This window comes from Thermosynechococcus sp. NK55a, assembly GCF_000505665.1.
Lineage (GTDB): Bacteria > Cyanobacteriota > Cyanobacteriia > Thermosynechococcales > Thermosynechococcaceae > Thermosynechococcus.
In genome coordinates this window covers 1,217,086-1,228,935 of record NC_023033.1, presented here as the reverse complement: position 1 = coordinate 1,228,935, position 11,850 = coordinate 1,217,086, and the positions used below count along the sequence as shown (strand labels likewise).

Annotated in this window: 10 protein-coding genes and 2 pseudogenes; 5 read left to right on the top strand and 7 right to left on the bottom strand. The window is 54.2% G+C overall.

What is annotated here, in order from left to right; all coding sequences use genetic code 11:
• The first annotated feature begins 51 nt into the window (after positions 1-51).
• Positions 52-1,347, top strand: coding sequence for an adenylosuccinate lyase (purB, locus tag NK55_RS05945; protein ID WP_024124868.1), 1,296 nt, complete (start codon positions 52-54; stop codon positions 1,345-1,347).
• On the opposite strand, the gene pyrE is transcribed toward purB, so the two are convergent.
• Positions 1,344-1,913 (bottom strand): orotate phosphoribosyltransferase, encoded by a 570-nt coding sequence (gene pyrE, locus NK55_RS05940; RefSeq protein WP_024124867.1) that lies wholly within the window; start codon positions 1,911-1,913, stop codon positions 1,344-1,346. The two genes, purB and pyrE, sit on opposite strands and share 4 nt — an antisense overlap.
• 14 nt (positions 1,914-1,927) lie before the next feature.
• A complete protein-coding gene (gene cysS, locus NK55_RS05935) occupies positions 1,928-3,388 on the bottom strand; it encodes a cysteine--tRNA ligase (protein ID WP_041429104.1) in 1,461 nt (486 codons plus the stop codon).
• 112 nt (positions 3,389-3,500) lie between these two features.
• On the opposite strand from cysS, the pseudogene rpsN reads away from it, so the two are divergent.
• The 3 genes and pseudogenes from rpsN to NK55_RS05920 all read left to right on the top strand — a co-directional run bounded on the left by rpsN (position 3,501) and on the right by NK55_RS05920 (position 5,841).
• Positions 3,501-3,787: pseudogene (gene rpsN, locus NK55_RS05930) on the top strand (30S ribosomal protein S14).
• A 43-nt stretch (positions 3,788-3,830) separates the two neighbouring features.
• Positions 3,831-4,118 carry a 4a-hydroxytetrahydrobiopterin dehydratase gene (locus tag NK55_RS05925; RefSeq protein ID WP_024124864.1) on the top strand — a complete coding sequence of 96 codons (288 nt, stop codon included), beginning with the start codon at positions 3,831-3,833 and terminating at the stop codon, positions 4,116-4,118.
• Positions 4,119-4,203: 85 nt separating this feature from the next.
• The gene (locus tag NK55_RS05920) at positions 4,204-5,841 is read left to right on the top strand and encodes an acetolactate synthase large subunit (protein WP_041429103.1); all 1,638 of its coding nucleotides are present in this window, start codon (positions 4,204-4,206) and stop codon (positions 5,839-5,841) included.
• On the opposite strand, the pseudogene NK55_RS05915 reads toward NK55_RS05920, so the two are convergent.
• The 5 genes and pseudogenes from NK55_RS05915 to NK55_RS05895 form a co-directional block, all read right to left on the bottom strand.
• A pseudogene (locus NK55_RS05915) lies at positions 5,838-7,576 on the bottom strand (FAD-dependent oxidoreductase). The gene NK55_RS05920 and the pseudogene NK55_RS05915 overlap by 4 nt on opposite strands.
• The gene (gene lepB, locus NK55_RS05910; protein WP_225871789.1) at positions 7,573-8,127 is read right to left on the bottom strand and encodes a signal peptidase I; all 555 of its coding nucleotides are present in this window, start codon (positions 8,125-8,127) and stop codon (positions 7,573-7,575) included. Before lepB ends, NK55_RS05915 begins: the two are co-directional and overlap by 4 nt.
• Before the next feature lie 225 nt (positions 8,128-8,352).
• Positions 8,353-9,210 (bottom strand): fructosamine kinase family protein, encoded by an 858-nt coding sequence (locus NK55_RS05905; protein WP_024124861.1) that lies wholly within the window; start codon positions 9,208-9,210, stop codon positions 8,353-8,355.
• 11 nt (positions 9,211-9,221) lie between these two features.
• Positions 9,222-9,449, bottom strand: a complete 228-nt coding sequence (locus tag NK55_RS05900) for a Calvin cycle protein CP12 (protein ID WP_011057657.1) — start codon at positions 9,447-9,449, stop codon at positions 9,222-9,224.
• A gap of 133 nt (positions 9,450-9,582) precedes the next feature.
• Entirely contained in the window at positions 9,583-11,184 is a 1,602-nt protein-coding gene (locus NK55_RS05895) for an NAD(P)H-quinone oxidoreductase subunit 4 (RefSeq protein WP_024124860.1), read from the bottom strand.
• Positions 11,185-11,508: 324 nt separating this feature from the next.
• On the opposite strand from NK55_RS05895, the gene NK55_RS05890 reads away from it, so the two are divergent.
• A complete protein-coding gene (locus NK55_RS05890) occupies positions 11,509-11,850 on the top strand; it encodes a cation:proton antiporter subunit C (protein ID WP_024124859.1) in 342 nt (113 codons plus the stop codon).

Genomic DNA, 11,850 nt, shown 5'->3' with positions numbered 1-11,850 from the left:
GCGATCGCCATTCAATTCCAGTTTTTCATCACTCTAGCTAAACACACGCCCATGATCGAACGCTATACCCTTGCCCCGATGGGGAATCTCTGGACGGATGCCTACAAATTCAAAACATGGCTTGATGTTGAGATTGCCGTCTGTGAAGCCCAAGCCGACCTGGGGCATATTCCGGCGGAGGCCGTTGCCGAGATCAAAGCCAAGGCCAAGTTTGACCCCCAACGGGTACAGGAAATTGAAGCGGAGGTGAAGCACGATGTCATTGCTTTCCTGACCAACGTCAACGAGCATGTCGGCGATGCTGGGCGCTATATTCACCTTGGCTTGACTAGCTCCGATGTTCTCGACACTGGTTTAGCCCTGCAACTGGTGGCCAGTCTAAGACTGATTCAAGAGCAGTTGGAGCATCTCATTCAGGCGGTGCGCCACCGTGCCCAAGAACATCGCTATACAGTGATGGTGGGACGCAGCCATGGCATTCACGCTGAACCCATTACCTTTGGCTTCAAACTGGCGGGTTGGTTGGCGGAACTGCTGCGCCATCGCGATCGCCTGTGTCAGTTACAGCGCACAGTGGCGGTGGGCAAAATCTCCGGCGCAGTGGGCACCTATGCCAATGTCGATCCGCGGGTAGAGGCGATCGCCTGCCAAAAACTAGGACTGCAACCCGATACCGCCTCTACCCAGGTCATTTCCCGCGATCGCCATGCAGATTATGTGCAAACCCTTGCCCTGCTAGGCGCCAGTCTGGAGCGCTTTGCCGTTGAAATTCGCAATCTACAGCGCACCGATGTTCTGGAAGTGGAGGAATTTTTCGCGAAGGGTCAAAAAGGTTCCTCAGCTATGCCCCACAAACGCAATCCCATTCGTTCCGAGCGGCTCACGGGTCTAGCGCGGGTGCTGCGGGGCAATGCCTTGGCTGCCCTGGAAAATGTTGCCCTTTGGCATGAGCGGGATATTTCCCACAGTGCAGTGGAACGGGTAATTTTGCCCGACAGCTCGATTCTCACCCACTTTATGCTGGTGGAAATGACTGACTTGGTGCAAACGCTGCAGGTTTATCCCGAGAATATGCGCCGCAATATGAATTGCTACGGCGGTGTGATCTTTAGTCAGCGGGTGCTCTTGGCCTTGGTGGAAAAAGGCCTCAGCCGTGAAGCGGCCTATGCCCTTGTGCAGAAACATGCCCATGCCGCTTGGAATCAACCCCAGGGGGACTTTGCCGCCAACCTAAAGGCAGACCCTCAAATTCAGCGGTATCTCAGTCCTGAGGAATTAGAGGCCTGCTTTAACCCAGAGCACCACCTGCGGCACTTGGAGGAAATTTACCAGCGCTTGGGAATTTAAGTGTGATTGAGATAGGCTTCTAAGTCACTGATTTGGAAGAGCGATCGCAGGGGTACCCCCTGAGCCGCAAAGGCCGCTGCTCCCCCCCCTTGGCGATCCACAATCGCTAGGACTTCATTCACCACATAGCCCGCCTCTTGGAGACGCAGAACGGCCTTGAGGGCAGACCCCCCCGTTGTGATCACATCCTCAAGCACTGTGACCACTGCCCCCTGGGGCAAGGGGGGGCCTTCAATAAAGCTCATCGTGCCGTGGCCTTTGGCTTCCTTACGCACAATCAGCGCCGCCCGATCCTGCCCCGCTAAATTGGAAAGTACGCTCACCGCTACTACCAAGGGATCTGCCCCAAGGGTGAGACCTGCCACCGCCACCGCTTCAGGGGCTAACTGCTCCAAGAAGAGCCGCCCCACAAGGTAAGCGCCCCGCGCCGAGAGGGTGACGGGTTTGCAGTTGATGTAGTAGTGGCTTTTTTGGCCAGAGGCCAGGGTAAACTCGCCGGCACGGTAGGCATCGCGGCAAAGAAGTGCCAAGAGTTCCTGACGCAGGTCAACAAGGGAATCGTCCATGGTGTTCTCCAGTGTTAGGGGGCTGAGGGCACGCGAAACCAATGGGTGGTGCCGTCCTTTTGATCCACGAGCTTGACCCCTTGAGCCAAAAGGAGATCCCGCAGGCGATCGCTCTCGGCGTAATTCTTGGCTTGGCGGGCAGCCGTGCGAGCCGCAATTAACTCTTGAATCTCCTCATCGGTTAGTCCCACTGTTGGCGAAGGGTTGCGCTCCGCTTTCGCCTCCAGACCCAAGACCTGAGCCAGGGTTACTAAGGTGTGCCAATCGCGGCTAACCTCGGCGGGCGATCGCCGCCCCTCTCCCCCATGGAGATAGCGATGCTGCTCACGATTGAGGGTTTTTGCCAGCTCAAAGATCACTGCTAGAGCCGCTGCGGTGTTCAAGTCCTCATCCATGGCTTGGCAAAAGGCTTGAGTACTGGGGTGGCTCCTCACCGCATCTGCATCTATGGGGGGCAGGGGAATCTGCTGATGCAAGTGCAGTGCTTCCCCTAGGGTTTGCCAGCCCTTGGCAGCGGCAGTCAGTGCCTCTGGCGTAAAGTCCAAGGGTTTGCGGTACTGAGCCTGCAAGACCAATAGGCGCAAGGCCATGGGATCCACCCCCTGAGCCAGCAGGTCACGAATGGTCGTGAAATTCCCCAAGGACTTGGACATTTTCGCAGTGTTGACGGTAACAAAGCCGTTGTGGAGCCAAAATCGCGCTAGGGGCTGTTGCGTCACCGCCTCCGATTGGGCAATTTCATTCTCGTGGTGGGGAAAAATTAAATCCATACCGCCGCAGTGGATATCCACTGTGGCCCCAAAGGCCTGCCGCACCATTGCTGAGCATTCAATGTGCCAGCCGGGGCGCCCTTTACCCCAAGGGGCTTCCCAAGGATTATAGACCCTCATTTCCTCTGGCTTTGCCGCTTTCCAGAGGGCAAAATCCAGGGGATGGCGTTTGCGCTGCTCCTCCTCTTCCTCAATGCGACCACTGGCACCGGCCATCAATTGCTCAAGCTGGCGCCCCGAGAGCTTGCCATAGCTGGGAAATTGCGCCACCGCATAGTAAACATCTCCCCCAGCCACGTAGGCATAGCCCCGATCCAGCAGCCCTTGGATGAGGTTAATAATTTCTGGAATCACCTCTGTGGCGCGGGGATAAGCACTGGCGGGCAGGATATTCAAAGCCGCCATGTCCTCGTGGTAGGCGGCAATGTAGCGATCGCTAACCGTCGCCATGGTTTCACCGTTTTCATGGGCACGGCGCAGAATTTTGTCATCAATATCGGTAAAATTCTGCACATAGTGCACTGTGTAGCCCAAGAACGTGAGATAACGGCGCAGCACATCCCAAGCTACATAGGAACGGGCGTGCCCTAAATGGCAATAGTCATAGACTGTAACACCACAGGCATAGATCGTCACCCGCTCTGGGTGCAGGGGCGAAAAGGGTTCAAGGTGGCGAGACAATGTGTTGTACAGATGTAAGGGCACAGAAACACCCCGCAAGGATCAACAGTTGCAGCAGCAAATCGCTCTTTGATAGGATATAGAATACCAAATTCATCATTATCGAGGACAAACACACCCCCATGGCCAAAAAAGCATGATCGAACGGGAAAAAAGCGGCAACGGCTCGTTGCGAAATACGCCAGCAAACGCCAAGAACTGAAAGCTCAACTGGCCAGTGCCGAAACCCAAGAAGAGATCATGAGCATCCATCGGCAACTGCAACGGTTGCCCCGTAACAGTGCCCCTTCGCGGCTGCGGAATCGCTGCTGGTTGACGGGTCGTCCTCGTGGTTACTATCGCGATTTTGGCCTCTGCCGCAATGCCCTGCGGGAAATGGCTCACCAAGGATTACTGCCCGGGGTTGTCAAGTCCAGTTGGTAACTTGACGTTGCTACCCTACAGCTAATAGCACTGAGGCAAAACGATGGCAGAGCGATTATCTCCAGAGGAGATTCAGGCACAGTTAGCTAGCCTACCCGGCTGGAAACAGGTGGGCGATCGCCTTGAGCAAACCTTCACCTTCAAGAACTTCCTAGGTTCCATTGCCTTTGTCAATCGCCTTGTGGATCCCGCTGAGCAGGCTGGGCATCACCCTGATTTATCCATTTCTTGGAATCGGGTCACAGTCTGTCTCACCACCCATGATGCTGGGGGGATTACCCAAAAGGATATTGATTTAGCCAAGGTCATTTCCAATCTGGCAGCGGCATAAATTTCGTCAGCATTTGCCAACATTTAAGGATTGGGCAAAGAAAGCAAAATTACGATAGGAGGTAGTGCCCGCGATCGCCCATCCTATGAATACCGCCGAATTACTCGTGAAATGCCTTGAAAATGAAGGCGTTGAATATATTTTTGGCCTGCCAGGGGAAGAAAATCTCGATGTCCTCCAGGCCCTCCGTCGCTCTCAGATTGAATTTATAACCACCCGCCATGAACAGGGGGCAGCCTTTATGGCCGATGTCTATGGTCGGCTCACTGGCAAAGCAGGGGTGTGTCTTTCTACCCTCGGCCCTGGTGCCACAAATTTAATGACCGGCGTTGCTGATGCTAACCTCGATGGCGCTCCTCTGGTGGCTATTACAGGGCAAGTGGGGACGGACCGCATGCACATCGAGTCCCACCAATATCTGGACTTGGTGGCCATGTTTAGCCCAGTAACCAAATGGAATGCCCAGATTGTCCGCCCCAGCATTACCCCGGAAATTGTCCGCAAGGCCTTTAAAATTGCCCAGAATGAGAAGCCCGGTGCGGTTCACATTGATGTGCCTGAAAACATTGCCGCCATGGAAGCCGAGGGCTATCCCCTCAAGCCCAGCTCGCCCGAAAAAACCTATGCCTCCTTCCAGAGTATTCTCAAGGCTGCTGAACTCATCAATACTGCCGAAAACCCCCTGATCCTAGTGGGGAATGGCGCCATTCGCGCCCAGGCTGCCGCTGCCCTCACCCATTTTGCTGAAAAGCTGAATATTCCCGTGGCCAATACCTTCATGGGCAAAGGGGTCATTCCCTATCAACACCCCCTTGCCCTGTGGACCGTGGGACTTCAACAGCGGGATTATATTAGCTGCGGCTTTGATCATGCCGACTTAGTCATTGCCATTGGCTATGACTTAATTGAGTATTCCCCGAAAAGCTGGAACCCCGATGGCCGCTTGCCCATTATCCATATTGCGGCCACCCCTGCGGAAATTGACAGCAGCTACATCCCTGTCGTTGAGGTTGTTGGCGATATTTCTGACTCCCTCTATGAAATTCTTAAGCGGGCCGAACGCCAAGATAAACCCACCCCCTATGCAGTGGCACTGCGTCAGGCGATTGTGGCGGACTATTGCCAATATGCCCAGGATGAGAGTTTTCCCGTTAAGCCCCAAAAGCTAATCTATGACTTGCGCCAAGTCATGGGGCCAGAGGACATTGTTATTTCTGATGTGGGTGCCCATAAGATGTGGATTGCCCGTCACTACCACTGCGATCGCCCCAACACCTGCTTGATTTCCAATGGCTTTGCGGCCATGGGAATTGCCGTACCGGGGGCAATAGCCGCAAAATTGGTCTGTCCCCAGCGGCAGGTGGTGGCAGTCACCGGCGATGGTGGTTTCATGATGAATTGCCAAGAACTGGAGACGGCCCTGCGCATAGGCACAAACTTCACAACCATTATCTTTAATGATGGCGGCTATGGCCTCATTGAGTGGAAGCAGCAGCGCTACTTTGGTGAATCCGTCTATGTGCACTTTGGGAACCCCGATTTTGTCAAGTTAGCCGAGAGCATGGGACTCAAAGGCTATCGCATTGAGGAGACCGCTGACTTTATCCCAACCCTAAAAACTGCTCTGGCACAGGATGTCCCCACTATCATTGATGTTCCTGTGGACTATAGTGAAAATCTGCGCTTTAACCAACGTCTTGGCGAGCTAAGCTGCGACACTTAGGCGAGGTGCTCTACCCGTATCCAAGGGGCATAGGGGTTGATAAAGCCCGTGACGGTGATCGGTTGCCCATTTCTATAGGTTTGCAGCCAATCATTCACTGTGGGGTGGAGGGTCACCAAAGGCCAAGACTGTTGATCCGTGCGCAGTTGATAGGTCTGCTCCCCCAATTTTAGAAATTCGCCCGTGACGGTTTGCATTCCTACGCTCTTGGTCATCGGGGTTGGTTGAGCGATCGCCACCGCCACCGGCTGCGCTAGGGACGGATCAAAGGTCTCCAATGCCCGCAGTTGCCACTTTTCCCATTCAGGGTGTTGGGGTGGCAGATTAAAGAAAGGAAAAATAGCCTGCCGGCACCGCTGAATCATGGACTTTAGATCAAGGGTGTCCACCAATTGGTGCAGAGATTTGCCTTGGCGAACAGCAGTGGCAGCTAGCCACCCTGCTCCCTGCCCAATGCCCATCACCAGCGGTTGCAAGCGGGTGGCACCATTGGCAATATGGGTCACGGAGATGTTTTTTTCCGCCACTAAAAAGCCCTCCACCCGCTGCGGGATCAGAGCGGTATAGGGAATCACAAAGGGCGTCCCTGTCCAACGACCACCCCAGCGGATGGCCTTAGGCATCAAGGGGAGTTCCATTGCTGGATAGTGGTGATCGTTCGGGTAGTTGCCGATGGCAATACCAGTGTAGTGACCTTGGGCATCAATGGGCGGTGGGGCACTGGGGAGAATATCCTGCTCTTGAATTGTAGTGAGGCCAATTAGGCGACGACTTTCGCGGTAGTAGGGATGGAGAGCATAGGCACCACCTCCTAGCTGGCCAGGGAATCTTGGAAAAGTTTCCTCCGCTAAACCATAGCGACGACCCAAGTGGCGTTGGATATAGCAGGCAAAATCCTGAGCATGCCAGCGGGCCTCTTGACAAAAGGCTTTTCGCTCTTGGGCAGAGCCAACCAACCGCTGGAGGCCAACACCGTAGTCATTCCCGTGGTGCGGCCAGTTGAGCATAAAGCGGTTCCCCGGCAAACGGCCATAGTTAAGGAAGTGCTGTGGGTCGTAGCCTGCCCAAGCCCCGTCAAACTTGCGTTCATCCCAAAGGGGGGAAGGGGGAATCTCCGGGGCAGTGGCACCCTCACCATAGTCCTGTAGAACCACAACCCATGTGGGGGCTTGAATAGGGTAGGCTTCGGTTAGAGGGGTGGGTGCTGGCGGCGCTGAGGGTTCTTGGGTGTCTGTTTGCCACTCCCAGCCCCAACGATGGGGAATCTCCCCTAAGGCCAGGAGATCACCAAGTTCCGTGGCGTCAATGGTGATTTGGGCATGGATCGTCAGAGTAGTGAATTCCACACCGCAGATGCGATCGCCCTGGCGCAAGACCGCTTGGGGAACTTCACCGACCATCCAAACCAAGTTTGGGGTTGCCTTGACCCACTCGGCAAACAGATCAGCGGCAACCTTGGGCTCAAAGGTAAAAAACTCACCCAAGCATGATCCAAACCCCCTGGCTGGCGGTGGGCGATCGCCCGTAGAAACTTGCCCCACAGCCCTGTTTGCCACGCCATGAGTTCATTGCCATCGGGGGCCGCTACCCCGGCACTGGTGAGCATGCCCCCTAGCCAAGGGGTTTCACTGACCAGCACTGTTTGAACCCCCATTCGAGCCGCCGTTAGGGCAGCAGCGACTCCCCCTGTCCCACCGCCAACGACGAGCACCGCGGTATGGAGGGTTTGCCTCACCGTTGGGGTTCCTTGGGATCGGTAATCAGCCCCCAGCGATTGGGGGGCCAAAAGCGAATCGCAGCACGGCCAATAATGTAACTGCGGGGTACGACTCCCCAGCAGCGGCCATCAAAGCTGTTATTGCGGTTATCCCCCAACACCAAGTAACTGTTGGCAGGAATCACTTGGGGTTGAGCAAGGTAGGGCTGCATACCAGCACAGGTATCCACTGAAGTAAAGGTTGAGGGCGCAAGATAGGGTTCGGGCAGCGGTTGATTGTTGACATAGACGCGTCCTTGGCGCAGTTCTACGCGATCGCCCGGTAAGCCCACCACCCGTTTGATAAAGGCATCACGAAAGCCCGCCTGCTGAAGCGTGGGGGTTGGATTAAACACAATAATGTCGCCACGATGGGGGGCATGGAAATAGTAGCTGATTTTTTCAATAATCAGGCGATCGTTGATCAGGAGGGTGTTCTCCATGGACCCGGTGGGGATATAACGCGCCTCGGCCACAAATGTGCGAATGCCAAAGGCAAGGGCAGCCGCCAGTCCTAAGGTTTTAGCCATCTCTAGCCACCAGGGTTCTGTGGCCCCTTTTGTTTTGGCTATCCCTGATTTAGGGGCTGAAGCATTTGTGGGTGGCACTTTGCCATCGGACATAGGAAGGAATCTCGCAAACACTCAAAAACTAAAGCCATGCACTCCACGATACTACAGCGATGTGAGGTTAGCGGTCACTGTTTGCTCTTAGAGTGCTTTGGGCAACGTTCTGTTCCACAGGGTTGCTTCCGGTTAAAGGATCTGCTCGATCATGGACTGGGCTTGGGCAGCGTAGCTGCCGCCGAAGAGGTTAAAGTGATTAAGAATGTGGTACAGGTTGTAGATGGTTTTCCGTTGCTCATAGCCCGCTGTTAGGGGATAGGTGGCGTTATAGCCCTCATAAAAGGCAGCCGGAAAGCCACCAAAAAGTTCACTCATGGCCAAATCTACTTCGCGATCGCCATAATAACTAGCGGGGTCAAAAATCACGGGTTCCCCCGTAGAGCAAAAGGCGGCATTGCCTGACCAAAGATCGCCGTGCACCAAGGTGGGGGTTGGCTCATGGTTTAGGAGTTCTGGAATCACTGCGAGAAGCTTCTCCGCCTTGGGAAAGTATCCACCCCGACGGCGAGCCAGATCAAACTGATAACGCAGCCGAGCATCGCGGAAAAACTCCCCCCAGTTGTCTGACCAAGGGTTCATTTGAGGGGTGGCACCAATGGTGTTGTTTTCTGACCAGCCGTAGCGATCGCCGGTGCCCTTAAGGTGCAACTGTGCCAGCTTTACCCCCATCTGCCACCAATCCCCAGCCTGGGTGAGGGGCAAGTATTCCAAAACTAAAAAACTGGCGTCCTCAACTACCCCCCAGAGCAGGGGAAGGGGAACGCGAATCGTTTGAACCTTAGCGATCGCCCCCAGGGCATTGGCTTCAGCAGCAAACATAGCCTGCCGTTCAGGGCGATTAAATTTAACAAAGAGGGTTTGCTCCGGATGTTGCCACACATAGGTGGTGTTGATACTGCCGCCTCCCACCGCCAGGGCTTTACCCCCATGGAGCCGCCGACCCGTCGCTGCGGCAAATTGATCCCACAACTGTTGCCAGCGACTCACACCCTCAACCCTTAGTCGTCGTAAATGCGACACTCAGCAGCATCAGGGTTGTCATCACAGTACTGCTGGAAGGAGGTTTTGTGATCCTGCTGCTCAGCCCGTTGGTGGGCAGCTTCCGCTTGTAGCTCCTCAAGGGCATCCCAGGCGGCGGCACACTGTCCAGAGGTTGCCCCTTCGGTGTCACAGATTTTGTGGGCTTCCTCGCGGGCTTGTTCGATTTGTTTCTCGAGATTACTCATAGAGCCTTTATTGAAATTGAATCACCGTCTTCAGTTTATGCAATCTGCCCGAGGGCAGGAATGCCGTTACTCCACTCTAGCAATGAATGCCCAAGACTGCCAGTTGGAGAAGGGGCATCCCCACCTCGAACCCCTAGAGGGTATTGTCGGCAACTGTTGTTTCACTGAAGGGGCGGGGGGCAGATTGGGTGAGTTGGGCATAGAGGGGCAGATGGTGCTGCGCCACAGCAGGCAGAGCCGCATGGACATGGCTGGCGATCGCCGTCGTCGTCACATCGTAGGTTTGGGTAGCCACTTTGGGATACATCCCCACAGCAATAATCGGCACCAGGAGGGATAGGGCAATGAAGGTTTCACGAGGATTGATGTCCAAAAGCAGCTTGTCAAACATATCGCCCGCTTGTTTGCCCGTAAAGACCCGGCGCACCATCGAGAGCAGATAGACGGGCGTAATAATCACCCCTACGGCAGCGAGGAACATCACCCCCACTTTGAAGGTTGTGGAGTAGGCGTCACTGTTGGTCAAGCCCAAAAAGACAGTGAGTTCACTGACAAAGCCACTCATACCGGGCAGAGCCAATGAGGCCATAGCGCCAGCGGTAAAGAGGGCAAAGGTTTTTGGCATGGATTGGGCAATCCCACTCATTTTTTCCATAGCCAGTGTGTGGGTGCGATCATAGGTCACCCCAGCCAAGAAGAAGAGAACCGCCGCAATCAGACCGTGGGAGAGCATTTGCAACATCGCCCCATTGAGGCCAATGCCATTGAGGGCGCCAATGCCCAGCAGCACAAAGCCCATGTGGGAAATGGAGGAGTAAGCCAGTCGCCGCTTCAGGTTTTCTTGGCCAAAGGCGGTCAGGGCACCATAGACAATATTCACGACCCCAAGGGCAATCAGGACAGGGGCAAAGTAAATGTGAGCATCCGGGAGCATTTGCAGGTTAAAGCGAATGAGACCATAGCCCCCCATTTTCAGGAGCACGCCCGCTAGCACCATTGAGACCGGAGCCGAAGCTTCACCATGGGCATCGGGTAACCAAGTGTGCAGTGGAAAAATGGGCAGCTTGACACCAAAGGCAATGAGGAAGCCAGCATAGGCAAGGAGTTCGAGGGCCAAGGGGTAGTTTTTGAGCCCTAGGGCCGCCATGTCGAGGGTAAAGTCACCGCCATAGAAGGCCATCCCTAGGCCGGCAATGAGGATAAAGAGGGAACCAACGGCAGTGTAGAGGATAAATTTTGTAGCGGCGTATTGGCGTTTGGCACCTCCCCAGATGGAAATCAGCAGATAGACGGGCACCAGTTCCAATTCCCAAATCAGGAAGAAGAGGATGAGATCTTGGGCCGCAAAGACGCCAATTTGGGCACTGTAGAGCGCCAACATCAGGAAATAAAATAAACGCGGCTTCTGCTTTACTTGCCAAGCCGCAAAGATTGCCAGTGTGTTGACCAGACCCGTCAGCAAAATGAGGGGGACCGCAAGGCCATCAACCGCTAGGGACCAGTTCAGGCCGATTTGCGGCAGCCAAGGCAGGATTTCCACCATTTGGAACTGGGCGGATTGGGCATTGTAATGCTGCCAGAAAACCATTGCCGAAAGGCCAAATTCGAGGAGTGCGATCGCTAGGGCATACCAGCGGACTGTCTTCCCCTCACGGTCGGGCAACACGGGAATGAAAAAGGCTGCCACTAAAGGCAGCAGTGTCAGTACAGTCAGCCAAGGAAATTGGACATTCATCAGACAACCCCCCAAGGGACGAGTCCAGTAATCTGTTCAAGTATCTGAGTAAGAATATATACCTATTTGCGGAATGTTGCAAATTGTTAAGCATTTTTCTAAATTATAAAGTTTGCGACAATACTATTGATAAAAGTCTATTCAATAAAGAATTAATATTGATATAAATAAAGTTAAGATGGAGGTTGGCGGCCTTAATGTTCCTCATTAGGTTCCTAACCCTTGGCTACAGCGGTGCAGTTCTACGACAAAGGGGGAGGTGCAACGGGAAAACAGAATGCTACAGTTTGTTCCAAATACTACGGTGTCTGCGGGTTGGGTCTGATGATTTTCTTGGAAGCAAGTGTTTTTGTCACTATCCTGGTCGGGTTTCTGGGAACGATTGTCAAGAAAAACCTGCTGATGAAGATTGTGACGATGGATGTCATGGGCACTGGAATAGTGGCTTTGTTTGTGGTCATTGCCACCCACAGTGGTCTGGTCACGCCCATTGCCCGGGGAGGTGTCTTTGATACTGCCTATGCGGATCCGGTGCCCCAAGCCGTAATTTTGACCGCGATTGTGATTGGCCTGTCGATTCAAACGCTGATGCTAGTAGCGGCAATGAAGCTAGCGCGGGATAACCCGACTTTAGAAACCCCAGAAATTGATCAAAAGTATTTGTAG

Excerpts from the sequence above, each read along its gene's own strand:
- NK55_RS05895 (WP_024124860.1), bottom strand. The coding sequence starts at position 11,184 with ATGAATGTCCAATTTCCTTGGCTGACTGTACTGACACTGCTGCCTTTA.
- NK55_RS05890 (WP_024124859.1), top strand. The coding sequence starts at position 11,509 with ATGATTTTCTTGGAAGCAAGTGTTTTTGTCACTATCCTGGTCGGGTTT.
- NK55_RS05920 (WP_041429103.1), top strand. The coding sequence starts at position 4,204 with ATGAATACCGCCGAATTACTCGTGAAATGCCTTGAAAATGAAGGCGTT.
- NK55_RS05900 (WP_011057657.1), bottom strand. The coding sequence starts at position 9,449 with ATGAGTAATCTCGAGAAACAAATCGAACAAGCCCGCGAGGAAGCCCAC.
- pyrE (WP_024124867.1), bottom strand. The coding sequence starts at position 1,913 with ATGGACGATTCCCTTGTTGACCTGCGTCAGGAACTCTTGGCACTTCTT.
- lepB (WP_225871789.1), bottom strand. The coding sequence starts at position 8,127 with ATGGCTAAAACCTTAGGACTGGCGGCTGCCCTTGCCTTTGGCATTCGC.
- NK55_RS05925 (WP_024124864.1), top strand. The coding sequence starts at position 3,831 with ATGGCAGAGCGATTATCTCCAGAGGAGATTCAGGCACAGTTAGCTAGC.
- purB (WP_024124868.1), top strand. The coding sequence starts at position 52 with ATGATCGAACGCTATACCCTTGCCCCGATGGGGAATCTCTGGACGGAT.